The organism is Actinophytocola sp. KF-1 (assembly GCF_054661535.1).
Genome location: NZ_BAAFVK010000006.1, coordinates 353,528 through 378,113, shown reverse-complemented (window position 1 = coordinate 378,113; position 24,586 = coordinate 353,528). Strand labels below are relative to the sequence as shown.

25 protein-coding genes are annotated in these 24,586 nt (G+C 70.7%); 10 read left to right on the top strand and 15 right to left on the bottom strand.

The window, feature by feature from the left end:
* Positions 1-62 precede the first annotated feature (62 nt).
* The 7 genes from ACYQ77_RS20570 to ACYQ77_RS20540 form a co-directional block, all read right to left on the bottom strand.
* Positions 63-1,886: a phosphoenolpyruvate carboxykinase (GTP) gene (locus ACYQ77_RS20570; protein ID WP_459713599.1), complete on the bottom strand. Its 1,824-nt coding sequence runs from the start codon at positions 1,884-1,886 to the stop codon at positions 63-65.
* 315 nt (positions 1,887-2,201) lie between these two features.
* Positions 2,202-2,960 (bottom strand): DUF6802 family protein, encoded by a 759-nt coding sequence (locus tag ACYQ77_RS20565; protein ID WP_459713597.1) that lies wholly within the window; start codon positions 2,958-2,960, stop codon positions 2,202-2,204.
* Between the two features lie 88 nt (positions 2,961-3,048).
* Positions 3,049-4,893 carry a dynamin family protein gene (locus ACYQ77_RS20560; RefSeq protein WP_459713596.1) on the bottom strand — a complete coding sequence of 615 codons (1,845 nt, stop codon included), beginning with the start codon at positions 4,891-4,893 and terminating at the stop codon, positions 3,049-3,051.
* A complete protein-coding gene (gene grpE / locus ACYQ77_RS20555) occupies positions 4,890-5,417 on the bottom strand; it encodes a nucleotide exchange factor GrpE (protein WP_459713594.1) in 528 nt (175 codons plus the stop codon). Before grpE ends, ACYQ77_RS20560 begins: the two co-directional genes overlap by 4 nt.
* 5 nt (positions 5,418-5,422) lie before the next feature.
* Positions 5,423-6,997, bottom strand: a complete 1,575-nt coding sequence (locus tag ACYQ77_RS20550) for a dynamin family protein (RefSeq protein ID WP_459713591.1) — start codon at positions 6,995-6,997, stop codon at positions 5,423-5,425.
* A gap of 77 nt (positions 6,998-7,074) precedes the next feature.
* A complete protein-coding gene (locus ACYQ77_RS20545) occupies positions 7,075-7,455 on the bottom strand; it encodes a GntR family transcriptional regulator (RefSeq protein ID WP_459713590.1) in 381 nt (126 codons plus the stop codon).
* On the bottom strand, positions 7,452-8,234 hold the full coding sequence (locus ACYQ77_RS20540) for a hypothetical protein (RefSeq protein ID WP_459713588.1): 783 nt from the start codon (positions 8,232-8,234) through the stop codon (positions 7,452-7,454). The genes ACYQ77_RS20545 and ACYQ77_RS20540 overlap by 4 nt, the downstream gene beginning before the upstream one ends.
* 142 nt (positions 8,235-8,376) lie before the next feature.
* On the opposite strand from ACYQ77_RS20540, the gene ACYQ77_RS20535 reads away from it, so the two are divergent.
* From ACYQ77_RS20535 to ACYQ77_RS20500, 8 genes are all read left to right on the top strand, one after another.
* Entirely contained in the window at positions 8,377-9,534 is a 1,158-nt protein-coding gene (locus ACYQ77_RS20535) for a sensor histidine kinase (RefSeq protein ID WP_459713978.1), read from the top strand.
* Positions 9,535-9,544: 10 nt separating this feature from the next.
* On the top strand, positions 9,545-10,201 hold the full coding sequence (locus ACYQ77_RS20530) for a response regulator (protein ID WP_459713587.1): 657 nt from the start codon (positions 9,545-9,547) through the stop codon (positions 10,199-10,201).
* Positions 10,202-10,431: 230 nt separating this feature from the next.
* Positions 10,432-11,385 carry an ABC transporter ATP-binding protein gene (locus tag ACYQ77_RS20525; RefSeq protein ID WP_459713585.1) on the top strand — a complete coding sequence of 318 codons (954 nt, stop codon included), beginning with the start codon at positions 10,432-10,434 and terminating at the stop codon, positions 11,383-11,385.
* 4 nt (positions 11,386-11,389) lie between these two features.
* A complete protein-coding gene (locus ACYQ77_RS20520) occupies positions 11,390-12,151 on the top strand; it encodes an ABC transporter permease (RefSeq protein ID WP_459713584.1) in 762 nt (253 codons plus the stop codon).
* A gap of 328 nt (positions 12,152-12,479) precedes the next feature.
* A complete protein-coding gene (locus ACYQ77_RS20515) occupies positions 12,480-13,088 on the top strand; it encodes a hypothetical protein (RefSeq protein ID WP_459713582.1) in 609 nt (202 codons plus the stop codon).
* A 62-nt stretch (positions 13,089-13,150) separates the two neighbouring features.
* Positions 13,151-13,795: a tRNA (guanosine(46)-N7)-methyltransferase TrmB gene (gene trmB, locus ACYQ77_RS20510; RefSeq protein ID WP_459713976.1), complete on the top strand. Its 645-nt coding sequence runs from the start codon at positions 13,151-13,153 to the stop codon at positions 13,793-13,795.
* 135 nt (positions 13,796-13,930) lie between these two features.
* Entirely contained in the window at positions 13,931-14,971 is a 1,041-nt protein-coding gene (locus tag ACYQ77_RS20505; RefSeq protein ID WP_459713580.1) for a nitric oxide synthase oxygenase, read from the top strand.
* Positions 14,972-14,980: 9 nt separating this feature from the next.
* Entirely contained in the window at positions 14,981-16,279 is a 1,299-nt protein-coding gene (locus ACYQ77_RS20500; RefSeq protein WP_459713579.1) for an amidohydrolase family protein, read from the top strand.
* Here the strand turns inward: ACYQ77_RS20500 and ACYQ77_RS20495 are convergent.
* The 6 genes from ACYQ77_RS20495 to ACYQ77_RS20470 form a co-directional block, all read right to left on the bottom strand.
* A complete protein-coding gene (locus ACYQ77_RS20495) occupies positions 16,276-16,911 on the bottom strand; it encodes a hypothetical protein (RefSeq protein WP_459713577.1) in 636 nt (211 codons plus the stop codon). The genes ACYQ77_RS20500 and ACYQ77_RS20495 overlap by 4 nt on opposite strands.
* Complete coding sequence (locus ACYQ77_RS20490) at positions 16,911-17,600, bottom strand: SDR family oxidoreductase (protein ID WP_459713575.1); 690 nt, start codon at positions 17,598-17,600, stop codon at positions 16,911-16,913. The genes ACYQ77_RS20495 and ACYQ77_RS20490 overlap by 1 nt, the downstream gene beginning before the upstream one ends.
* A 31-nt stretch (positions 17,601-17,631) precedes the next feature.
* Positions 17,632-19,680: a PhoX family protein gene (locus tag ACYQ77_RS20485; protein WP_459713574.1), complete on the bottom strand. Its 2,049-nt coding sequence runs from the start codon at positions 19,678-19,680 to the stop codon at positions 17,632-17,634.
* Positions 19,681-19,804: 124 nt separating this feature from the next.
* Positions 19,805-20,494: a hypothetical protein gene (locus ACYQ77_RS20480; RefSeq protein ID WP_459713572.1), complete on the bottom strand. Its 690-nt coding sequence runs from the start codon at positions 20,492-20,494 to the stop codon at positions 19,805-19,807.
* Positions 20,491-21,006, bottom strand: a complete 516-nt coding sequence (locus ACYQ77_RS20475) for a sigma-70 family RNA polymerase sigma factor (RefSeq protein WP_459713571.1) — start codon at positions 21,004-21,006, stop codon at positions 20,491-20,493. Before ACYQ77_RS20475 ends, ACYQ77_RS20480 begins: the two co-directional genes overlap by 4 nt.
* 31 nt (positions 21,007-21,037) lie before the next feature.
* The gene (locus tag ACYQ77_RS20470) at positions 21,038-21,670 is read right to left on the bottom strand and encodes an LUD domain-containing protein (protein WP_459713569.1); all 633 of its coding nucleotides are present in this window, start codon (positions 21,668-21,670) and stop codon (positions 21,038-21,040) included.
* Between the two features lie 109 nt (positions 21,671-21,779).
* Here ACYQ77_RS20470 and ACYQ77_RS20465 point away from each other — a divergent pair, with 109 nt between their 5' ends.
* Entirely contained in the window at positions 21,780-22,154 is a 375-nt protein-coding gene (locus ACYQ77_RS20465; RefSeq protein WP_459713568.1) for a winged helix-turn-helix transcriptional regulator, read from the top strand.
* On the opposite strand, the gene ACYQ77_RS20460 is transcribed toward ACYQ77_RS20465, so the two are convergent.
* The gene (locus ACYQ77_RS20460) at positions 22,151-23,242 is read right to left on the bottom strand and encodes an inositol-3-phosphate synthase (RefSeq protein ID WP_459713565.1); all 1,092 of its coding nucleotides are present in this window, start codon (positions 23,240-23,242) and stop codon (positions 22,151-22,153) included. The genes ACYQ77_RS20465 and ACYQ77_RS20460 overlap by 4 nt on opposite strands.
* A gap of 86 nt (positions 23,243-23,328) precedes the next feature.
* On the bottom strand, positions 23,329-23,892 hold the full coding sequence (locus ACYQ77_RS20455) for a PadR family transcriptional regulator (protein WP_459713564.1): 564 nt from the start codon (positions 23,890-23,892) through the stop codon (positions 23,329-23,331).
* A gap of 266 nt (positions 23,893-24,158) precedes the next feature.
* Between ACYQ77_RS20455 and ACYQ77_RS20450 the strand changes: the two genes are divergently transcribed.
* Positions 24,159-24,563 (top strand): DUF5318 domain-containing protein, encoded by a 405-nt coding sequence (locus ACYQ77_RS20450; RefSeq protein WP_459713562.1) that lies wholly within the window; start codon positions 24,159-24,161, stop codon positions 24,561-24,563.
* Positions 24,564-24,586 lie beyond the last annotated feature (23 nt).

The following is a 24,586-nucleotide window of genomic DNA, read 5'->3' as shown; positions in this document are numbered from 1 at the left end:
AACTTGCAGCAACAGAAAACGGGGACCGCCTGGCGGCGGTCCCCGTCATCCGATGACGAACCTCAGCCGAGGCGGGTCTTCAGTGCGTCCAGCTCGGCACGCAGCAGCGTCGGCAGCTTCTCGCCGATCTTGGCGAACCACTCCTCGATCAGCGGGATCTCCGCGCGCCACTCGTCGGCGTCGAACCTCAGCGCCGCCTCGATGTCCGCGCGCGACGCGTCCAGGCCGGACAGGTCCAGGTCGTCGGCGGTCGGGATGTAGCCGATCGGCGTCTCCTTCGCGGCGGCCTTGCCCTCGATGCGCTCGATGGCCCACTTCAGCACGCGCGAGTTCTCGCCGAAGCCCGGCCACAGGAACTTCTTGTTCTCGTCCCGGCGGAACCAGTTGACGTAGAAGATCTTCGGCAGCTTGTCCGAGTCGGCGCGCTTGCCGGTGTCGATCCAGTGCTGGAAGTAGTCACCGGCGTGGTAGCCGATGAACGGCAGCATCGCCATCGGGTCGCGGCGCACGACGCCGACCTTGCCCTTCGCGGCGGCCGTGGTCTCCGACGACAGCGTGGCGCCCATGAACGTGCCGTGCATCCAGTCGCGCGACTCGGTCACCAGCGGGATGGTGTCCGCGCGGCGGCCGCCGAAGAAGATCGCCGAGATCGGCACGCCCTTCGGGTCGTCCCACTCCGGCGCGAGGATCGGGCACTGCGCCATCGGCGTGCAGTACCGCGAGTTCGGGTGCGACGACGGCTCGTCCGCGTCCGGCGTCCAGTCCTGCTTCTTCCACGACGTGAGGTGCGCGGGCGGTTCGCCCATGCCCTCCCACCAGATGTCGCCGTCGTCGGTCAGCGCCACGTTCGTGAAGATCGAGTTGCCCTTCTCGATCGTGCGCATCGCGTTCGGGTTGGTGTGGTAGTCGGTGCCCGGCGCGACGCCGAAGAAGCCGGCCTCCGGGTTCACCGCGTACAGGCGACCGTCCTCACCGAACCGCATCCACGCGATGTCGTCGCCGAGCGTCTCGACCTTCCAGCCGGGGATGGTCGGCTCGAGCATCGCGAGGTTCGTCTTGCCGCACGCGCTCGGGAACGCGGCCGCGATGTAGTAGACCTTGTTCTCCGGCGAGATCAGCTTGAGGATCAGCATGTGCTCGGCGAGCCAGCCCTCGTCGCGGCCCTGCACCGAGGCGATCCGCAGCGAGTAGCACTTCTTGCCGAGCAGCGCGTTGCCGCCGTAACCGGAGCCGTAGCTCCAGATCTCGCGGGTCTCCGGGAACTGGGAGATGTACTTCTCCTCGTTGCACGGCCACGGGACGTCGTCCTGGCCGGGCTCGAGCGGCGCGCCGACGCTGTGCAGCGCGGGCACGAAGTCGCGTTCCGTGCCGTCCGGTGCGATGAACTGCTCCAGCGCCTTGGTCCCCATGCGCGTCATGATCTTCATCGACACCACGACGTAGGCCGAGTCGGTGAGCTGCAGGCCCAGCATCGGCTTCTCGGCGGTGAGCGGGCCCATGCAGAACGGGATCACGTACATCGTCCGGCCACGCATCGAGCCGCGGTACAGCTCGGTCATGGTGGCCTTCATCTCGGCCGGGTCCATCCAGTTGTTCGTGGGGCCCGCGTCGTCGGGGTCCACGGAGCAGATGAACGTGCGCTGCTCGACGCGGGCGACGTCGTCGGGGTCGGAAGCGGCCCAGAACGAGTTCGGCTTCTTCTTCAAGCGAGTGAACGTCCCCGCCTCGACCAGCTCGTCCGTGAGGCGGGTCCACTCCTCATCCGAGCCGTCCACCCAGACCACGCGGTCCGGAGTGGTCAGCTCGGCCACCTCCCGCACCCAGGAAAGAAGCCGTCCGTGCGTAGTCGGTGCGTTGTCGACACCTGGGATTGCCACTGCCGTCATCTCGCTTCATCTCCTGACTGGACGCCGAATGACTCAGGACGCCAGGGTCCGTGGGCCCGGACTCCGGCGTCCTGAGTGAACGGCGAGGAACCCGTCCGGGGCCGCCGAACGGGACTTCGCTTGGGGATGCTCACGAGGTTAACCACATGGCGAGCGCTCAAACGAGAGCTGACGTGTCGGCTCTGCCACAAGACCGATTCGGGTATCGATTCAGTACACAGATGTACGAGTGGTCTACCGCACAAAAGCCGATCCCGGCAGGCAGAGCGCCTGCCGGGATCGGCTTTTGGCTGTTTCTTGCAGAAGTGGTTCAGGTCACCGCCACGCCGCGTCCGAGGTCGTCGAACCGGACGTTTCGGACTCGTAGTTGCCCTGCTCGTCGATGTGGCCCTCCTCGACGGTGGTCCACTCGTCCTCGCCCGTGTGCTCGGCGACGGTGACGTCGCCGTCGGACTCGATGATCACGGCCTGGTCGGCCTCGCCGTCGCCGTCCACGTCGGTGAAGGCGTAGGTGGTGCCGTCCGCGTCGGTCACGACCGCGGTGTCGTTGGTGCCGTCGCCGTCGGTGTCGTACGTGGCCGGACCCGCGTCCACGTCCTCACCCGGCATGTCGACGGTGATGTCCTCGCCGCTGCCCGTGTCCGTCGTGTCGGTGGTGTCCGTCGTGTCGGTCGTGTCGGTGGTGTCGGTGCCGGACCCATCGGCATCGTCAGCACCACCGTCGGTGGGCGCCGGGAGGTTCTCCACGTCCTCCGCCGTCCACTCGCCGGTCGACTCGTCGTACTCGGCGCCCGCGATCGGGTTGCCGTCCTCGTCGTACTCGACCGCGACGTCGGCGGTGCCGTCACCGTCGGTGTCCGCGAACGCGATGTAGCCGTCCTCGGTCTCCACCACGGCGGTGTCGTTCTGGCCGTCGCCGGTCAGGTCGACGTTCTCCTCGGCGTGGTACTCCTCGCCGTCGATCTCGACGACGAGGTCGTCCTCGCCCGTCGAACCGGTCGAGTCGTCCTCGTAGCCGGTGGTGTCCTCGGTGGTGTCGGTCGTGTCGGCCGAGGTGTCGTCGTCCACGTACACGGGTCTGCCCCCTTATGAAGTGCTTTCGGTGTTGCTGGATGTATGACTGACGGTGGGGCCGGTCGGTTCCCTCGACAATTCGCGAGGGTCACGCCCGGTCCCGGACGGAGCGGATGGCGGCGAGCAGCTTCTCCGCCCGTTCCTGGCCTGCGTTGACGTCGACCAGGCGCTTGTTCACCGCGTTCAGGCGCTTCGTCCGCTCCGCGGTGTCCAACCGTAGTGCCTTGTCTACCTCACGGAGCTCTTCTTCGATACCCGCGATGCGTTTTCCGAGGGCCTCGTCCAGCGAGAGCGACAGCTGCTGCTCGGCCTCGATGAGCTGCTCGGCCAGCAGCTGGTCCACTGTGGAACGCGCGTCGGCGATGGCCTCGGTGAGCCACTGCTTCATGTGCTGCTTGTCGGCGGAGTGCTTGCGGGTCGTGGACAGCCACCAGCCCGCGCCGAGCGCGATGGCGATCGTCGGCACGAGCAGGATCGGCGCCGCGACCACGCCGGCCAGCGGCAGGAGGGCCATCTTGCCCGCGCTGAGACCGCCCGTGGCGCCCATGAACACGAGCAGCTTGTCCTCGGTGGTCGGCGGTCGCTTCTCCACCTGGCGCACCATGATCGGCTGGCCGGTCCGCGCGAACTGCGCGCGGATCATCGCGACCTCGTCCGCCGTGAACAGCTCGCCGAGCACCGCCTCGGCCACCTGGTTCAGCCGGTAGGCCACGGACTGGCTGATCCGGCCGGACACCATCTGCAGCGCGGCGTCGACCTGCGGCGGCAGCTCGCGCAGCTCCTCCTTGCCCGCGGCGTCGATGGCCTGCCGGAACCACGACTGCACGTCCCGCATCTGCCGCTGGACCTCGTGGTTGTTCTCGATGCGGGTGCGCTGGATCTCCGTGCGCATCCGGACCTGCCACCCCTTGGTGGACGACCGCCGCTCGCCGGTCAGCTCGTCCTTGCGGGCACGCAGCTTCTCGGCCTCGTCCTCACCGGTGGACAGCGCCCGCTTCTCGCTCTCCAGCCGGACCTTCAGTTCGGCCAGCGCGGTCGACAGGGCACGCATGGTGTTGGCCTCGCCGAGCATGGCCGCCCGCCCGGCGATCAGGCCGACGAGCGCCTCCCGCAGCTCCTCCACACCGGACCGCTCGCGCAGCATCGCGGCGGCCTCCGGGCTGGGCGCCTTGGCCGCCATCTCGTACATCCGGGCCGAGACCGGGTGGAACGTGGCGCCCGCGAACCGCGGCGCGTGCTCGGCGAGCAGCGCCTGGTCCTCCTCCATCACCTGCCGCCAGCCGCGGTACTGGTCCACCTTGGACAGCGCGAAGACGACGGTCTCGACGCGCTCGCCGACCTCGGCGAGGAAGTTCAGCTCGCCGATCGTGAACGGCGCGGACGCGTCGACCACGAACAGCAGCGCGGTCGCGGAGGAGGCGGCCTCCTTGGCCAGCTCGCCGTGCATGGAGTCGAGGCCGCCGACGCCGGGGGTGTCGACCAGCGTCAGCTTCCCGAGCAGCTCCGACGGCCCGTCGATCTCCACGTACCTGGGCGGCAGCTGCCCGCCGGGCAGTTCGTGCGCCGCGGACACCCAGTTGATCAGCTCCGGCAGCTCGATCGGCACCGGCGGCACCTGGCCGGGGTAGCAGGCGCGGGCCTGCCACTCCTCGGCGTGGCCGAACATCAGGTACGTGGCGGTGGCGACCTCGGCGTCCACAGGGGACAGCCCGGCCTGCCCGATGAGCGCGTTGACGAGGGAGCTCTTGCCGCGGTTGGTCTCGCCGACCACCACCGCCGACGGGGTGGCCTTGCGCTTGGCCCTGATCTCCTCGACCCAGGCCGCCGCGGCCGGGTCGGCCTCCTTGAGGAAGGCCAGCAGCTTCTCGCGGGTCGCCTTGACCTGCTGCGGCAACGAGGGTTTCTGCTGCTTCTGCGGTGCGGGCGCGGTCACGAGGCGCCCTTGCTGTAGACCGTCACGATCGGCACGCGCAGCACCTCGCCGCGGTCGGAGAAGCCGACCACCTCGGTCTCGGCGACCACGCCGTCCAGTGCCTCGTCCGTGGTCGCGACCGTGCCGCCCGCCTCGTGGTACGCCGGGTCGAACCGGACGCCGTCGGGCCGGATGGCGTCGACGCCGACCCCGGCGAGCCCCTCCTCGAGCCGCTCGACCACCCCGGCACTCTTCGCCCGGTCGAGCGCGTACAGGCACAGCTGCACCAGCGACCTGCGCTCCGCCAGCGCCTGGTCGAGCGCGATCGCCTCGGGGCCCGCGGGCTGGTCGTCCGGCTCGGCGAAGTCGCCACCGGTCACCAGTCCGTCGGCCGCGATGCCCGCCTGCGGCCCGACCCGCTGCTGCTGGTCGGCCGCGCGGACCGCGTCGGCGATCACCTGGGCCTTCACCTCGATGGTCGACTCGGCGCCGACGTCGTCGCCCGGGTCGTCGCCCTCGCCGCGGCGCTTGAACCACGATGCCATGTGCCTCACCCCGCCTGTTCGCGAAGCTGTTGCCAGATAAGGAAATACGCGCGGTGCACCACGTGCGCGACGCGGCTCTGCGCCGGTGTCGCGCCGAACGACGCGAACGACCGCCACCACCCGGCCCGCTCCAGGGCGTAGGCGGAAAGCTCCTTGAGGGGTCTGCCCCTCAGCCCGAGCTGCTCGCCGATGTCGGCGCTGCTGCCCACCCGCAGCACCTCCTCGGCGAGGTCCTCCGGCATGGCGACCGCGCCGGACGTGACGAGCGTCAGCGCCTCCAGCAGGCGCAGCTGGTGCGCCTCCGGTTTGGCGAGCAGCACCTCGATCGCGTCGTGGACCCGTTGCCGCTCACCGGGATCGCCGGACGCGTGCGCGAGCGCGGTCACCGACGCGAGCGCGGCGGCGGCCTTGATGCCGTCGGCGCGGGCGCGGAACACCGCGTCGAGCTTGCTCCGCACACCGGAGAGCCCGGAGGCGTTCAGCAGCACGCGGCGCAGCGTGCCCGCGGTCATGTCGGGGTCGCGGCGCAGCGCGTCGACGGCGGTGCGGACGCCGTACAGGTCGAGCTTCTCGAGCAGCTGGGTCCTGATGCCCGGCGGCACCTCGCAGTCCCAGGTGACGAAGATGTCCGCGGACATCAGCATCGTCTCCCAGGTCGCGTCGTCCAATTTGGACAGCGTGCGCAGCGCGTCCGCGTCGGCGGAGGTGAACCCGCCGGACTCGGCGGACTCGGCGAGCAACCCGATGACCGGGATGACGTCGGCGACGCGGGGCTTGAGCGTCGCCGCCTGCTTCTCGGCGAGCAGCGTCGCCGCCTTCCAGGTGTCGCCGTCGGAGCCCGCGACGGACTCCGGCGCGATCGTGTCGGCCTTGTTGAGGATGGCGATCGCGTTGACCGGGCCCGCTTCGCGGCTCGCGGTGGCGGCGGTGAACGCGGCGAGCGCCTGCTGGTCGTCGGCACGCACGCCCTGGGTCACGACGTAGAGGACGGCCTCCGCGCCGGCGACGGCGTTGCGGGAGGTGTCGTCCAGCTCGTCGGAGCCCTCCTCGTCCGTGTCGTCCTCCGGCTTGCGGTGCTTGGCCGCGCCCAGGAGCTGCTCGGTGCGCTTGACCGACGCGGCGTCCAGCGAACCGAGGCCGGGGGTGTCGATCACGGTGAGGTCGCGCAGCACGGCGTTGGTCAGGTACGCCTCGAGGTGGGAGACCTTGTCGAAGTCGACCTCGAGGTCGTTGGGGATCATGCCGTCGGCGGAGAACGGCAGCACCTGCTTGCGCCCGTCGTCGAAGACGATCTCGACGCGGTCGACGGTGCCGTACTGGAAACGGGTGACCAGCCGGGTGCACTCACCGACGTCCGTCGGCGCGACCCGCCGCCCGATCAACGCGTTGACCAGCGTGGACTTGCCGGACTTGATGCGCCCGGCGACCGCGACCTGCAGTGGCGCCGACAGCCGGCGCAACACCTCCCGGAACCCGGCGGCCGTCCGCGCGGAGACCTGCGGCTGCAGGCGGGTGCACAGGTTGGCAACCGCGGCCGACAACGGACCGGCGAGGTGCTGCTGCTCGGTAGCCGTCGTCATGTCACCCCCGTTTCGAACAGCATGCGACCGTGCTGGGGACGATCGTGCCATGTGGGTCCGGTACGCGGGGGCGGGTCCTACCGATCAGGCGGCCACGCGGCGAGCACGGCCGCCGCGGCCGTCCGCGCGTCGGCCCCCAGCGCGGCCGCGCGTGCCGCGTACTCGGCGGCGGCACGCGCCAGCTCGCCGTCCGGCTCCGACGGCGCCGACGGCACCCCGGCGACGACCGTGCCCTGGCGACGTGCGGTGTGCAGCACCCCGTCAGCCTCCAGCTCCCGGTAGACCCTCGCGACCGTGCCCGCGGCGAGCCCCAGGTCACCGGCGAGCTGGCGGATCGCCGGGAGCCGCGAGCCGACGGGCAGCGCACCGATCCGGACGAGGTGCAGCAGCTGGTCGCGGACCTGCCGCCACGGCGCGACACCGCTGCCGGGGTCGACCGTGATCCGGGGTGCGCTCACCGGGCCGCGGCCAGGGATCGCCTGCTCGGCAGCGCCACCCACATCCAGCAGACGATCATCCCGATGACGATCACGAGCGCGGCGACGTCCAGGACGGTGGCGACGGCGCCGGACGGGGCGTGCGACCGGAGGTGTTCCGTCCCCATCGTCAGCGCGGTCCCGAGCCACCCGAACCCGATCCCGACGGCGACCCGCGCGGTCCTGGTCCGCAGGGCGGCGTCGACGGCCGCGTCGGGCACCGACGGCCTGCGCACCGCGAGCGCGACCAGCAGCGCGACGAACGACAGGCACGCCACGACGTACCCGAGCACGAGCCACGCGGTCCCCGGCCCGGCGGCGATCCCGGATACCGCGAGCACGACGCACGCGCACGCGGCCCCCGCTCCGGTGCGGACGGCCCAGCGGGGCACCAGGTCCCGCCAGCTGCGCCGGTCGAGCGAGGCGGTGCGGATCCCGGAGACCGGCCGCAGGGTGGCGATCAGCTCGGCGACGAGCATCGCGACGAGGAGGGGGACGAAGATCCCGATGCCGGGGAGCCGCTCGCTGTCGCGGTCGACCAGCCCGGCCAGCGGCGGGAAGACGAGGAACAGGACCACGTAGAGGAAGCGCCGCTGCCGCAGGTAGCGGACGGCCTCGTGGACCTGCGCCGGGTCCGGTCGCGGGATGCCCCAGGTCTGCAGGAGCCGCCTGCCGCTGCGCTCCGTCGGCCAGAGGACGAGGAGGAGAACCACGGCCGCCAGCGCGGCGGGCAGGACGGACGTCTGAAGCCAGTGAGCCATTTTGTACCACCCCCTTGATACAAAGTAGCACCCCCGCCGACGTCGTGTCAGCCCTGCGGTGGAGGGGCGATCAGACCTCGGCGTGACGCTTCCGGTGGCGCGGGCTGCTTACCCTTGGGACGTGCGGCGGCTCAGCCTGTGGATGAAGGCCCACCCGATGGTCGGGGACACGCTGCTGGCTGCCGTCATCGCGATGTTCGACCTGCTGATCTTCATCAGCAGGACCGCGGTCACGCCCTCCGAGGCGCCCGCGCCCGAACCCTGGTACATCACGCTGCCGGTGATCCTCGGGGTGGTCGCGCCGATCGTGTTCCGGCGGAAGTACCCGATCACCGCCGCCTACGTGACGCTCGGGTTCGGGGTCGCGCACTCCATGCTGGAGATCGGTGTCGCCAGCATGATCACCACGTGCATCGCGCTGTACACGCTCGTCGCGTACGTGAGCAGGCGCAGCGGGTTGCTGTACGTGGCCGTCAACGAGGTCGTCTCGCTCGTGCAGACGCCGTGGCAGTTCCCCGAGCAGTGGATCCCCATGTTGATCGTGGTGAACCTGTCGATCGCGTTCTCGTGGGCACTCGGGGAGTTCGTCGGCGCGCGGCGGGCCTATCACGCGGAACTCGAGCAACGGCTCCGCCTGCTGGAGACCGAGCGGGACCAGCAGGCCCGCATCGCGGTCGCCGAGGAACGGGCGCGCATCGCCCGCGAGCTGCACGACGTGGTGGCACACGCGGTCAGCGTGATGGTGGTGCAGGCCGACGGCGCCGCCTACGCCGTGCGGTCCCAGCCCGAGCTCGCCGAGCGGGCCGTCAAGACGATCTCCAGCACCGGGCGGGAGGCGCTCACCGAGCTGCGGCGGCTGCTCGGCGTGCTGCGCAGCGAGGACACCGGCGGTGAACGCACCCCGCAGCCGGGTACGCAGTCGCTCTCCGAGCTGGCGGGCCGGGTCCGCGCCGTGGGGCTGCCCGTGCAGCTCGACATCGTCGGGAACGTCGACGACCTGCCCGCCGGGGTGGGGCTCGGCATCTACCGGATCGTGCAGGAAGCGCTCACGAACTCGCTCAAGCACGCCGGCCCGGGCACCTCCGCGACCGTGCGGGTGGCGCGGGTCGGCGACCGCGTCGATCTGTCCATTGTGGATGACGGGAAGCGGACGAGCCGCTCGCTCGTCGGGGTCTCCGGCGGCAACGGGCTGATCGGCATGCGGGAACGCGCGCTGGTGTTCGGCGGCACCCTGGAGGCCGGGCCGCGGTCGGGCGGGGGCTGGCAGGTCACCGCGACCCTGCCCTTCGGGGGCAACTAGCGTGGGCTACGTGATCCGGGTGGTGCTGGTCGACGACCAGGAGCTCATGCGTGTCGGCTTCCGCATGGTGCTCGGCGCGCAGGAGGACATGGAGATCGTCGGCGAGGCGGGGAACGGCGCGGAGGCCGTCGAGCTCGCCGAGGACCTGCGCCCCGACGTCGTGCTGATGGACGTCCGCATGCCCGTGCTCGACGGGGTCGAGGCCACCAAGCTGATCACCGAGCGCGGTCTCGCGAAGGTGCTCGTGATGACGACGTTCGACCTCGACGAGTACGCGTTGTCCGCGCTGCGCAACGGCGCCAGCGGCTTCCTGCTGAAGGACACCCCGTCGGTGCAGCTGGTCGCCGCGCTGCGGTCGGTCGCGAGCGGCGACGCCGTGGTCTCGCCGAGCGTCACCCGGCGGCTCCTCGACCGGTTCCTCGGCGCGGCGGGCGGGCAGCTGCGGGACGCGTCGGTCCTCGACGTGCTGACCGACCGCGAGCGCGAGGTGCTGCTGCTGATCGCGCAGGGGCTGTCCAACATCGAGATCGCGCGGAAGCTCTTCCTGTCCGAGGCGACGGTGAAGACGCACGTCGGCCGGGTTCTGTCCAAACTGGACCTGCGGGACCGGGTGCAGGCCGTCGTGCTCGCGTACGAGACGGGACTCGTGCGCCCGGGCGAGGCCTGAGCCGGGGGGTTACCCCTACCTGAGGGTGACCCTGAATCAGGGTCGCCTCAGGGTGGTTACGGATTCCACCACACTTTCGGCTGATGGAGGCTACTCCCAGAAGTTGACCCGAACTGGGGACCACAGGTGGACGTGCGCGCACCCCGCGAGCGACCAGTATCTGTGCCGAGGGGAAAACGACCGTCGCGGAGCTCGCGAAGCGATGGTTCAGAGACTTTCAGGGAGAGACCATGATTGAGGCAGAAGGCCTCAGCAAGCGGTACGGCAAAACGCTGGCCGTCGACAACCTGTCGTTCTCGGTGCGGTCGGGACGGGTCACCGGCTTCCTCGGTCCCAACGGCGCGGGCAAGTCCACCACCATGCGGATGATCCTGGGGCTCGACAAGCCGTCCGCGGGCACGGTCCGCATCGACGGCAAGCGCTACCGGGAGCTGCACAACCCGCTGCGCACCGTCGGCGCGCTGCTCGACGCGAAGTGGGTGCACCCGAACCGCTCGGCCCGCGCCCACCTGCGCTGGCTCGCGAAGTCCAACAAGCTCTCGCCGAAGCGGGTCGACGAGGTGCTCGACATCGTCGGCCTCACCGAGGTGGCGAACCGCCGGGCGGGCGGGTTCAGCCTCGGCATGTCGCAGCGGCTCGGCATCGCGGCCGCACTGCTGGGCGACCCGCAGGTGCTGCTGTTCGACGAGCCGGTCAACGGCCTCGACCCGGAGGGCATCCTCTGGATCCGCCGGTTCATGCACCGGCTCGCCGACGAGGGCCGGACCGTGTTCGTGTCCAGCCACCTGCTCTCGGAGATGGCGCTGACCGCGCAGGAACTGGTGGTGATCGGCAGGGGGAAGCTGATCGCGCAGTGCAGCACCGAGGAGTTCGTCGCGCAGGCGACGGAGAGCACGGTCGTGGTGCGCAGTCCGCAGCTCCCGCTGCTGCGCTCGGCGCTCGGCCAGCTCGGTGCGAGCGTCCGCGACGAGGGCGACAGCCTGGTCGTCTCCGGCATGGACATCGCCAAGATCGGCGACCTGGCCGCGGAGAAGGGCGTCGCACTGCACGAGCTGAGCCCGCAGCGCGGCTCGCTCGAGGAGGCGTTCATCCAGCTCACCGGGGACGCCGTCGAATACCACGCCGCGGTGGACCTCGGTGACGCCGCCGCGCTGCCCGCCGACCTGACGCCCGCTGGGAAGTGACCCGATGACTCTGCTCGCTGTCGAACGCATCAAGCTCTTCACCACGCGCTCGCCGCTGTGGTGCACCCTGGCCGCGCTCGCGGTCACCATCGGTTTCGCCGCGCTGCTCGCCGGCGTGGACACCGAGAACCTGCCCACGATCGCCTCGACCCAGTTCGGCATGAACTTCGGCCTGATGGTGATCATGGTGATGGCCACCCTGGCGATCACCACCGAGTACCGGTTCGGCACGATCCGGGCCACGTTCCAGGCGGTGCCCAACCGGTCCGCCACGCTGCTCGCCAAGACGACCGTCGTCGCGCTGTTCGCCGGCATCGTCGGTGAGCTGGCCGCGTTCGGCGCGGTCGGGATCTCCAAGCTGATCCAGTCGGGCGCGGACCTGGGCATCAACACCCCGTTCGAGTGGCGTGCCACCGCGGGCGTCGGCCTGGTGTACGCGCTGGCGGCGGTCGTCTCGGTCGCGGTCGGCACGCTGATCCGCCACTCGGCGGGCGCGGTGTCGCTGACGCTGATCTACGTGCTGCTCGTCGAGAGCCTGGTCGCGCTGATCCCGAACGTCGGCGACGACATCCAGAAGTGGATGCCGTTCTACGTGGTCAACAAGTTCCTGACCGGCGACCCGGACGTGACGAACCGGGCGATCACCGAGGGCCCGCCGCCGTCGCTGTCCACGCTGAGCCCGTGGTGGGCGCTCGCCTACTTCGCCGGGTTCGCGGTGGTGATGCTGATCATCGCGTTGTTCACGGCCAACAAGCGGGACGCGTAGCGCTCGGGGGAGCCGCTGCTCGTCACGGGGGAAGAGGGACCCGGGTCACCTTTCGGGGGGTGGCTCGGGTCCTTCACGTTTCGCACCGGTGGGCCAATCGGGTGAAAAGTCCACCAAATATCGGGCCCGGGGTAACAAGTGCGAAAGGCCCGGCGATGTGCCTGATGGGCCGGGGTCCGGTGTTCTCCACCACACCGCGTGGTTAATACCACGTAAAGCCGCCGTGATCCTGCCCACAGCGTGCGGACAGACCTTGTTTACTGAGGTCATATCGAATCAGTGGTCCCCAACCGGCCCAATTGCACAGGGCGTCCTTGGAGGTGGACTTGTGACGGTGGTTGACACCGGCCCCACTACTGATGCCGCCGCGGCGGCTGAGGAGCAACGGCGCTCGTCACACCAACCGTCCTCGGCCGAAGCGCTGCGGGTCGAACCGCTGCTCGGCCTCGAGTGGTCGCAGGCCATCGAGCAGTGGGGCGGTGAACAGGACGCCACCACGCCCGCCGAGACCCGGCGCTCCTGGCTGCACCGCGCGCCCGAACCGCAGGTCCTCACGCTGTACCGCGCCATCCGGGAAGCCGACCCGGACGCACCGGCGCCCTGGTGGCTGCGCGCGCTCGCCGCGGGCACGCTGACCTCCCGCCTCGAGGGGTTCAAGGTCGAGGACCGCGTGTCGAAGCTCCTCGCCGCCCGCACCGGCTGGGTGTACGTGCCGTGGGGCGCCGACGGCGACTCCGGGTTCTGGGAGTACGTGCCGTCCGAACGCAAGCTCGCCGAGCCCGGCGTGCCGACGACGCTCATGCTGACCGACCGGCACACCGGCTGGATCGACGTGATCCGCGTGCACCCCAGCGAAGCGAGCCCGGCGCCGATCGCGGTGGCCGGCCTCGCGGACCTGCGCGCGAACCTCGCGAGGGTGGAATCGCTCGCCCCTTAGGCTCTCCACCCGTGGAGGCACCCAGGCGCACAGTTGTCAGCTTCGTGAACCGCGGCGGTCGGATGACCGCCGGGCAGACCCGTGCGTGGGAACGGCACTGGCCTTCGCTGGGGCGGGACGTCACCGCGCTGCCGGAAGGGCCGGTGGACTTCGACGAGTGGTTCGGCCGTGGCGCGCCGGTCATGCTGGAGATCGGGTCCGGCATGGGCGAGACGACCGCGAAGCTCGCCGAGGCCGCGCCGGAGGTCAACTACGTGGCCGTCGACGTGTACCCGCCCGGGCTCGCGCAGCTGATGATGCGGGCCGAGGCCGCGGGGCTGACGAACCTGCGGCTGCTGCGCGGGGACGCGGTGGTGCTGCTCGAACAGCACGTGGCGGAGGGGTCGCTGTCGGGGGTGCGGATCTTCTACCCGGACCCGTGGCCGAAGAAGAAGCACCACAAGCGCAGGCTGGTGCAGCCGTCGCTGGTGTCGGTGATCGCGTCGCGGCTGGTGCCCGGCGGCACGCTGCACCTCGCGACCGACTGGGAGCACTACGCGGAGCACATGATGGAGGTGTGCTCGGCGGAGCCGCACCTGCGCAACCTCCACCCGGACGCGCCCGGCGGCTGGGCGCCCCGGCCGGAGTGGCGTCCGCTGACCAAGTTCGAGAGCCGTGCCGAGGACGAGGGCCGGGTCAGCCGGGACCTCATTTTCGAACGCGTGTGACGCTTTTGGGTGGTCCGCGTGTCACATACGCGGCGAAATGACCGGTTCAGCACCGACCGTCGGTAGCTTTCTCACGCGACACGCCACACGTCCAGGTAATCCAGTACTGCACAACCGGGGCCGATACCCAATGGTGTGACCGCACTGCGCGACGAGCCCGTACTCACCCCGGTGCCCGCACCCGGGCGACCGCGGCTGCGGGCGCAGTCGCTCTACGACGAGGCCGAGGAGTTCGTCCGCGCGTTCCACCACGCCAGGCCCAAGGCCGGGCAGGTGGAGGCGCGGCTCGCGAAGGTGCGCGAGGAGATCGCGGCGACCGGCACCTACCGCCACAAGCCCGCCGAGCTGGCGTACGGGGCGCGGCTCGCGCTGCGGGACAGCGGCTGGTGCCCGGCGGACGTGCCGTGGCGCGGGCTGCTGGTGCGTGACCTGCGGCAGGTCCGCGACAGCGCGGAGGTCGCCGCCCAGTGCGTGCAGCACCTGCGGATGTCCACGAACGACGGTGCCGTGCGGCCCATGGTGAGCGTGTTCGCGCCGGACACGCCGTGGCGGCCGGGTCCCCGCATCCGCAACGACCAGCTCGTCCGGTACGCGGGCTACGCCGAGCCGGGGCGGGTGCTCGGCGACCGCAGGTACGTCGACTTCACGACCGCCGTGGTCCGGCTCGGCTGGCGACCGCCGACCGGGCGGACCGCGTTCGACAAGCTGCCGCTGGTGGTGCAGACCCCGCACGAGGGGGTCGCGGTGTTCCCGTTGCCGAGGGACGTCGTGCGCGAGGTGCCGCTCGAACACCCCGAGCTGCCGTGGTTCGCCACGCTCGGGCTGCGGTGGCACGCGGTGCCCGTGATCAGCAACCGCAGGCTGCGGATCGGCGGCGTCACCTACCCAGCCGCGCCCTACAACGGGGTCTACATCTGCCAGGCCATCGGCGAGGACGTGCTGGCCGACGACGCCGCGTACGGGCTCGCGCGGGTGATCGCCGACCGGCTCGGCCTGGACACCACGTCCGACCGGACGCTGTGGCGGGACCGCGCGGTCGTCGAGCTGAACCGCGCGGTGGTGCACTCGTTCGACGCGGCGGGTGTGACGATCAAGCACTCGGTGGACGGGTTCCTGCCCACGAACGGCGGCGGCAACCGCCCCGCGTTCACGCCATGGGAGGACGCCCCTCTCTAGGATCTCGGCATGTTCCGTCTGCGTGCCCCGATCGTCCTGCCCTGCGACCCGTCGTGCACGGTGCTGCGTGACGGGGTGGTGGACGTCGACGCGTCCGGTCGCCTCGGGTACGTGGGACCGGCCGACGGCGCGCCCGAGACCGGGGCGCCGGTGCGGCAGCTCGACGGCGTCCTCATGCCCGGCATGGTCAACACGCACGCCCACAGCCCGATGACCGTGCTGCGCGGCATGGGTGGCGACCTGCCGTTGATGCGGTGGCTGCGGGAGGTCATCTGGCCCGCCGAGGCGCGGCTGACGCCGTCGGACATGGAGGCCGGGATGCTGCTCGGCTCGGTCGAGATGCTGCGCAACGGCATCACCACGAGCGTCGAGCAGTACTTCCAGCCCGACCACGTGATCCGCGCGGTGCTCGCGACCGGCGGCCGGATGATCCTGGGCCCCGCGGTCGTCGACACCCCCGGGCACAGCTGGCGCGCGCAGCTCGACGAGATCAGCGCGCGCATCGACGTCGACGGGCTGCGCCCGCACGACCGGATCGAGATCGGCTACGGCCCGCACGCCGCGTACACGCTGTCGCCCGAGGCGCTGACGATGGTCGCCGAGGCCGCCCGCGCACGGGACGCGCTGCTGCTGATCCACGTGGCGGAGTCGCCCGGCGAGGACGCGGCGCAGCGGAAGGCGCACGGCTCGGTGCCGAAGCTGCTGGCGGGGATCGGGTTGCTCGGCGGGCGGGTGCTGGCCGCGCACTCGGTGCACCTGTCGGACGAGGACATCGCGGTCTTCGCCGAGCACGGGGTCGCGGTGGCGCACTGCCCGGGCTCGAACGCGAAGCTCGCGTCGGGCATCGCGCGGGTGCCGGAGCTGCGGGCGGCCGGGGTGCCGGTGGGGCTGGGCACCGACGGGCCCGCCAGCAACGACGACCTCGACCTGTGGGAGGAGATGCGGCTGGCGGCGCTCGTCGCCCGCCTGTCGACCATGGACTCGGCGGTGCTGACGGCGGCGGACGTGCTGCTGATGGCGACCCGCGGCGGCGCGGCCGCGGTGGGCCGGGACGACATCGGGGAGCTGGCCGAGGGCCGGTGGGCGGACGTCGTGCACGTGGACACGACGGGCGAGGCGTTCGCGGCCGGACTGGACGTGCCGGACGAGCACCTGCTGGCGAACCTCGTGTGGGGCGCGAACGCGCGCGGCGTGCGGAACGTGTGGGTCGGCGGCGAGCAGGTCGTCGCGGACCGCGAGCCCACGAAGGTCGAGCGCGCGAAGGTGCAGGCGCAGGCGGGCGCGGTCACGAGCCGCCTGCGCGGCTAGGAACTGCTCGCGAACTCGTACACGATCGTCGTGCGGTGTTCCGGGGCGGCGAACGCCTCGGCCTCGCCGGTGTAGACCGCGATCAGCGTGTCGTCGTCGCGCCACCACGAGTCGGCGAGGCCCTCGACCTCGGGCACCAGCTCGTAGTCGTCGAGGTGGATCGTCGCCACGTCGTCGCCGGTGAGCCGGGTGATCGACTGCGCGGACGTGTTCGCGTGGTGGGCGAGCGCCAGCGACTCGACCCAGCCCTCGACGGTCGCGTGCAGCGGCACCCAGTGGTCGCCGTGGATGCCGAACTCGCCGGTCGGGCCGATCATGAAGCCGTAGGGGACGGCCGTGCGCTGCGGGCCCGCCTCGAACCACCAGCCGTCGTCGGGGGACGGTTCGGGGGTGTCGGCGTTGAGGTAGCGCGGGCCGCCGTCGCAGACGGGTGCGGGCGGGAAGACCATGCCGCCCCACCGCCGCTGGTACGCCTCGACCCGGTCGATCTCCTCGGGCGGGATGCCGAAACCGAGCCACCGTTCCCGCCACGACGCGACGTCGAGGGCGTCGACGCGGACGCAGTGGGCGCGCACGAACGCGCGGGCGCGCTGGGTCAGGCCGTCCGGCACACCGACCGGGTCCCAGTTCATCAGCGGTTCGGCTGCCGGATCACGATCTCGTGGACGTGGGCGTCGCGGGGCGTCTCGATCGCCGCCTTCACCACGCCGGCCACGGACTCGGGGCGCATGTACCGCTCCGGCACGTACTCGCCGCCCTCGAAGTCGCGCACGGCCTTCTGCATGTCGGTGGCGGTGCGCCCGGGGTGGACCGACGTGACGCGCAGGCCGTGGGGTTCCTCCTCGGCGCGCAGGACGTCCGCGTAGGCCCGCAGTGCGAACTTGCTCGCCGCGTAGGCGCCCCACTTCGGGTTCGCCTTGAGGCCGGACCCGGAGTTGATCAGCACGACGTGGCCCTCCGCGGCCCGCAGCGCGGGCAGCAGGAGCCGGGTCAGCTCGACGACCGCGACCACGTTCAGGTCGTAGGACTCGCGCCAGTCCGCGGCGGTCACCTCGGTCAGCGCACCGAGGCGCGAGATGCCCGCGGAGTGGACCAGCACGTCGAGCCGGTCGATGCCCTTGACGGCCGCGGCCAGGGCGTGGTCGTTCGTGAGCTCCACCGGCCACGGGCGCGCCGACGGCAGCCCGGCGGCCTGCGAGGAGAGCTCACTCTCGTCGCGGCCGCCGAGCAGCAGGTCGTGCGTGCCGGCGAGGGCATCGGCGATCGCCTTGCCGATTCCCCTCGACGCGCCGGTGATCAGGGCGAGCGGACGATCAGTCATGCCCCCACTCTACGAACGACGGAAACGCCGGTCAGCGGCGCTTCTTCCACACCGCGACGACCGACGGCCGCGGCTGCGAGTCGCCGCCGTCCGGCCAGTGCGACAGCGGGTTGTCGGCGCTGGCGCCGTCCAGCTCGCCCGGGTGCTGCACGGAGACCAGCACGAAGTCGTCGGTCACGACCGGGCCGCAGGTCTCCGCGCCGTCGGGCACCGTGAGGAACTGCTTGACGTGCCCGCGTTCGCGGCCCTCGACCGGCACCGCGAACAGGCCGTCGTTGTGCGACAGCGCGTTGCCGTCCGTGGAGATCCACAGGTTGCCCTTGCTGTCGAAGGCGACGTTGTCGGGGCAGGAGATCGGGCTGACCTGGGTCTTGTCGTAGCCTGCGAAGTAGGTGTCCGGCGAGTTCGGGTCACCGCAGAGCAGCAGCAGCTTCCAGGAGAAGCGGGTGCCGGTGTGGTCACCGCGCCGCTCCTCGATCTCCAGCACGTGGCCGTGCTTGTTGCCGGCACGCGGGTTCGGCTCGGTCGCGCCTTCCTTGCCCGCCTTGCCGCGGTCGGTGTTGTTGGTGAGCGCGGCGTAGATGCGGCCGTTCTTCAGGCTCGGCTCGACGTCCTCCGGGCGGTCCATCTTCGTCGGGCCCACCGCGTCGGCGGCGAGGCGCGTGAAGACGTACACCTCCTCCGCGGTGAAGCCCGGCACGAACGACGTGTCGTTGTGCGCCAACGGGATCCACTCGCCGGAGCCGTCGAACTCGCCGTCGGACGGGACCTTGCCGGTGCCGTCGATCTCGGCGGCCGGGCTGTCGCCGGTGAACTTCGCGACGTACAGCGTGCCCGAGTCGAGCAGCTTCTTGTTGTGCTCGCGGGCGTAGCGGCTGTTGCCCGGCTTGTACTTGCCGTCGGTGACGAACTTGTACATGTAGTCGAAGCGCTCGTCGTCACCCATGTACGCGACCACGTGGCCGTCGCGCGCGACGATCACGTTGGCGCCCTCGTGCTTGAAGCGGCCGAGCGCGGTGTGCTTGACCGGCGTCGAGTGCGGGTCGAGCGGGTCGATCTCGACGACCCAGCCGAACCTGTTGGCCTCGTTGGGGTTCCTGGCGAGGTCGAACCGCTCGTCGAACCGCTCCCACTTGCGCTGCGACGCGCCGCCGGAGATGCCGTAGCGGCTGTTGCGCGCCTTGGCGACCGGGTCGGTGACGCCGTCGGCGTTCGCGAAGTACTGGTTGAAGTTCTCCTCGCCGGACAGGACCGTGCCCCACGGCGTGACGCCACCGGCGCAGTTGTTCTGCGTGCCGAGGACGCGGCGGCCGGTCGGGTCCGCCTTGGTCTTCAGGTACTTCGAGCCTGCCGCCGGGCCACGCACCTCGAACGGCGTGGTCAGCGTGATGCGCCGGTTGTAGTGGCGGTCCAGCTTCACATCGAGGCCGCCGCGGCGGTTCTTCTCCACCACCACAACGGAAAGACCGTGCGCGGCCCAGGCGATCTCGGCCTGCTCGCGCGTCGGGTTGGCCGGGTCGTAGCCGTGGAACATGGCCGACTCGGTCGTGTACTCGTGGTTGGACACCATGAGGTACCGATCGTGGCCCAACGGGACCAGGCCGCAGAAGTCGTTGTTGAAGCCGAACTGCTTGGCCTGCGCGGCCGCGGTCTGGTTCGCGAAGTCGAACCGCGGCGCGCCCGGCACCACCGGGTCACCCCAGCGGATCACGATGCCCTGCTCGTAGCCCTCCGGCACGACGACCGCGTCGAGGTCGTTCGGCGCGACCGGTGCGAAGTCGAGGCCGGTGCCGCGGCCGCTGTGACCGCCGTGCCCCCGGCCGGGGGTCGCGGCCGCGGTCCCCGCGCCGACGGCGGCCATGCCCGCACCCGCGACGGCGATCACCGCGCCTGCCTTGAGCATCTTGCGGCGGCTGACCACGTCGGCCACGACGTCCGCGAAGTAGGTGTTGTCCGAGGTGTTCGGCGCCTCGTGCGAGCAGGCGTTGCCGCACCGGTACAGGCAGGTGATCGAGGACCGCCCGCCCTTGGGGTTGGTGGTGAACAACGGGAGGAGCCGGGGTTCGTCGGCTGGGGACACGCTTGGCCTCCACTGTCAGGTCTGGGAACGGCCCGACGCTAGGAGGCCAACACCAGCGGCACGCGTGGAGCAGGTGAAGACGAGATGAACAGCTGGGACATCCGCGCAGGTCAACGGAGTGTGATCAGGTGATCGCCGTCACCAGCACGGTCCCGTTCGCGTCCTTCGCGGTGTACCCGAAGCCCTGCGACGAGCCACCGAAGTCGGCGAGGTAGAACCGGGCGCCCCGCGTCTGTGCGACGAGTTCGAGAGGTACCGGGTCGCCGTCGCCCGCCTGGACCTCCAGCTCGTGCACCTGCGGCCCGACCACGAACAACATCAGGTGCGGCAGGGGCCCGCTGTCCGGGGTGTTCCCGCCGAGCACCGACCTCTCGAGCACCCAGCCCATGGGCTTGGCAGGCCACGACGGAGGCACCTGCTCACACCTCAGGTCGAGCCCCTGCGGACGTTCCGGGCCCTCCTCCGCAACGCACATCTCCTCGCCGCTGCCCTTCTCCAGCACGTACAGCACGGCGCGGTACGGACCGAACCGGCCGAGTTCCACCGGCCCCGCGAGGTAGCCGGGCGAACTGGCGGCCTCCGTCGACGCGGGTGCGCTCGCGACCGGCGCGCTCCCGGGCCCGTCGCCGCTCATGGCGACGGGCACCGCCGCGGCGGCGACCACCACGGCGGCGGCCGCGGCCATCAGCAGGACACGCCGCCGCGATCCGCCGGTCAGCCGCTCGTCGAGGTCGGCACGGGCATGGGGGGTTTCCGGCACGGTGTCCGCGAGTTCGCCGAGTGCGGTCCGCAGGCGGTGCTCGAGGTCGTTCATCGGTCGTCCTCCCCGGCCAGCGCCTCGCGCAGCGCGGCCATGGCCTGACTGGTGGTTGCTTTGACGGTGCCCACGGCGATGCCCAGCGTGTCCGCGATCGACCGCTGGTCGAGGTCGAGCCAGTAGCGCAGCACCACGACCTGCCGCTGCCTGCGGGTCAGGCGGTCGAGCGCGTCCCGCACGGCGCGGTTGGCGAGCGCCACGGACTCGGCGGACGCGTTGTCCCGGTCGCGGTCGCGCGGCGCCCTGCGCACGACGCGCAGGTGCCGCAGCCGGGACCGGGACAGGTTCACGACCGTCCTGCGCAGGTAGGGGAGCGCCTTGTCCGCGCTCGCGAGCTTCGCCCAGCGGCCGTGCAGGCGGACGAACGCCTCCTGCGCGATGTTCTCCGGGTCGTCCGCGCCGAGCAGGAACGCGAGCCGCTTCATGGGCTCGAAGTTCTGGTCGAACAACGCGTCGAACCCCGCACGTTCCGTGCGGGGTTCCGACGTGTGCTCGGTAACCGTGTCCACGCCCCTCTGACTCCTGGCACGGCTCCCGGGTTTAGAAGCCGATGGCCTCCTTGATGAGGACGACGGTCGCACGGTCGGCGAGGAACTCGCGCTCCAGGATCAGGGTCTTGCCCATGAACGAGTCCTGGCCCCGCTCCCGCATCACGTTCCGCACGATCGGCAGGCTGTGGGTGCGGACGCGGCGCAGCGCGGTGGCGAGGTCGGGCACGACCTTCTGCCCGCCGACGAGGTAGATCACCTTCTCGGCGCCCGCCGCGTACGGGCCGAGCTGGCTGCCGCTGAACGAGGTCACGACGAGCTCGCCGTCCTCGGTGACCGCGTGCACGCTGCCGACGATGACGTCCGGCACGGCGCCCATGGTGATCTGCCCGCGGACGTCGGCCGGGTCCAGCCCGGACAGCTGGGCGCGGACCGAGACGAACTCGCCGCCCTCGTCGATGTCGGCGCCCAGCCCGGACAGCCGCACGCTCTCGCTGTTGGCGGTGAAGATCGCCTTGTCGCGCGGCAGCAGGTCGCGGACGAGCAGGCGGGCGTCGGCGACGGTGTCGACGACGTGCGTTGCGTAGTTGCGCCCGCGGAGGCCCTCGGCGGCCCGGTGGATCGAGTCGACGTGGGCGACGCGGGCGAACGTGTCGTCGACGGGCAGCGCCTCTGTGGTGGTCATGGTTCCTCTCCGGCAGTCAGTACCTATTGGTAACTGACCCCATCGTGAGGAACTATGGTGGTGCCGGGAAGACGGCACCTTTTTCTGCCTCGGTGAGCCGGAGGTAACCGTGCAGCTACCGGACGTGGAGCAGGACCGGATGTGTCACGCGCGACAGATCCTGGACCGCGTCGGCGACAAGTGGTCGATCTCGGTGATCTACGAGCTCGGCGGGAAGACGCTGCGCTTCACCGAGCTGCGCCGCGCGATCGACGGCATCAGCCAGCGCATGCTGACCTCGACCCTGCGCGCGCTCGAACGCGACGGCATCGTCGAGCGCACGGTGCACCCCGTGGTGCCGCCGCGCGTCGACTACCGGCTGACCGAGCTGGGCCGGACCCTCTCCGAGACGGTGTGCTCGCTGATGCGGTGGGCCTACGTCCACGCCGACGACATCGACGAGGCCCGCGCGGCGTACGACCGCCGCGCGGACCAGGCGATCTAGCGCTCCAGCTCGCCCGCGATGAACTTCTCCACCGCGTCGTAGGCCTCGGCGTCGGAGTACTGCTCCGGCGGCGACTTCATGAAGTACGAGGACGCCGACAGGATCGGGCCGCCGATGCCGCGGTCCAGCGCGATCTTCGCGGCGCGCACCGCGTCGATGATCACGCCCGCCGAGTTCGGGGAGTCCCAGACCTCGAGCTTGTACTCCAGGTTCAGCGGGGTGTCGCCGAAGGACTTGCCCTCCAGGCGCACGTACGCCCACTTGCGGTCGTCCAGCCACGGCACGTGGTCCGACGGGCCGATGTGCACGTCCGCCTTCGCCATCTCGTGCGGGATCTGCGAGGTCACCGACTGCGTCTTGGAGATCTTCTTCGACTGGAGCCGCTTGCGCTCCAGCATGTTCATGAAGTCCATGTTGCCGCCGAAGTTGAGCTGGTACGTGCGCAGCAGCTCGACACCGCGGTCCTCGAAGAGCTTGGCCAGCACCCGGTGCGTGATGGTGGCGCCGACCTGCGACTTGATGTCGTCGCCCACGATCGGCACGCCGGCCTCGGTGAACTTGGCCGCCCACTCCGGGTCGGACGCGATGAACACCGGCAGCGCGTTGACGAACGCGACCTTCGCGTCGATCGCGGCCTGCGCGTAGAAGCGGTCCGCCTCCTCCGAGCCCACCGGCAGGTACGACACCAGCACGTCGGCCTTCGCCTCGCGCAGTGCCGCCACGATGTCGACCGGCTCCTCGTCGGACTCGGTGATGATGTCGCGGTAGTACTCGCCGAGGCCGTCGAACGTGTGCCCGCGCTGCACGGTCACCCCGAGCGGCGGCACGTCACAGATCTTGATGGTGTTGTTCTCGCTCGCGACGATCGCCTCGGACAGGTCGCGGCCGACCTTCTTGGCGTCCACGTCGAACGCCGCGACGAACTCCACGTCCCGCACGTGGTAGTCGCCGAACTGGACGTGCATCAGGCCGGGGACGCGGGTCTCCGGGTCGGCGTCACGGTAGTAGTGGACGCCCTGCACCAGCGACGCGGCACAGTTGCCGACGCCGACGATGGCCACCCGGACGCTGCGACGCTGTTCGCCCATGCCGGTTCTCCTTCTCCCTGTGTGAACCGCGACGCCCGAGTCGCGGTGGTCCGAAGTCGCAGATCCGCATTGACCTGCCGGCGTCGTCATTCGACGCCGTCCTGCCGTTCCTTCTGCTCTCTCTGCTCGGTCGCGATCAGCTCGTTGAGCCAGCGGACCTCCCGCTCGCTGTGCTCGAGCCCGAGCCGGTGCAGCTCGCGGGTGTAGCGGTCGATCTGCTCACCCGCCCGCGCCATCGACGAGCGCAGCCCTTCCCGGCGTTCCTCCACCCGGCGCCTGCGGCCTTCGAGGATGCGCATCCGCACCTCGGCGGGCGTGCGGGAGAAGAACGCCATGTGCACGCCGAACCCCTCGTCGTCGTAGGCCTGGGGGCCGACGTCGGCGAGCATCTCGGCGAAGCGTTCCTTGCCTTCCGCGGTGAGCTTGTAGACCCGCTTGGCGCGCTTGCCCCAGGCACGCGCGGTGGCGTCCTGCTCCTTCTCGTCGTCCTCGACGATCAGGCCGGCCTTCAGCAGCCGCCGCAGCGTCGGGTAGAGCGACCCGTAGGAGAACGCGCGGAGCGTGCCGAGCATGTCGAACAGCCGTTTCCGCAGCTCATAGCCGTGCATGGGGGCCTCGTGCAGCAGGCCGAGGATCGCGAACTCGAGCATCCGCCACTCCTCCCGTGCGCACTTGACCTACTCGGCCACTATATCGCGCCGATACATCAGGGTGGCCGCCGAAGAGGCGGACGTGGCGGTGATCACGAACTCTCAGGACACGGGGACGTCTCGGGCAGGTCACGACACAACCGCAGGTCACGGGCGTTGACAGGTGGTTACCACATCACTTCTTCAACGCAGAGTGGCGACATTGCCGCGCGCCGTGTGCCAATCGGCGCGTGGACGTGATAACGGCGCCGCGTAGGCTGTGCTCCGTGCGTACACAGCGGCAGGTGGTCGACTACGCGTTGCAGCGCAAGGCGCTGCTCGCGGAGGTGCACTCCGGTCGTGTCGGCACCATGGACGTGTGCGACGCGAACCCGTACCTGCTGCGTGCCGCCAAGTTCCACGGCGAACCGAGTGACGTGACCTGCCCTGTCTGCCGCAAGGAACCGGTGACGAAGGTGTCCTGGGTCTACGGCGACGAGCTCAAGCACGCGGCGGGCTCGGCCCGCGCGACCGACGAGCTCGTGCGGATGGCGGCGCTCTTCGCGGAGTTCACCGTGTACGTCGTCGAGGTTTGCCGCACCTGTGGATGGAACCACCTGGTGCAGTCATACGTCCTGGGGACGGGTGGAGTAGACACCCACAAGCCACGGAGGAGGACAGCGGCGGAGTGAGACTGACGGTTTTGCCTGCTCAG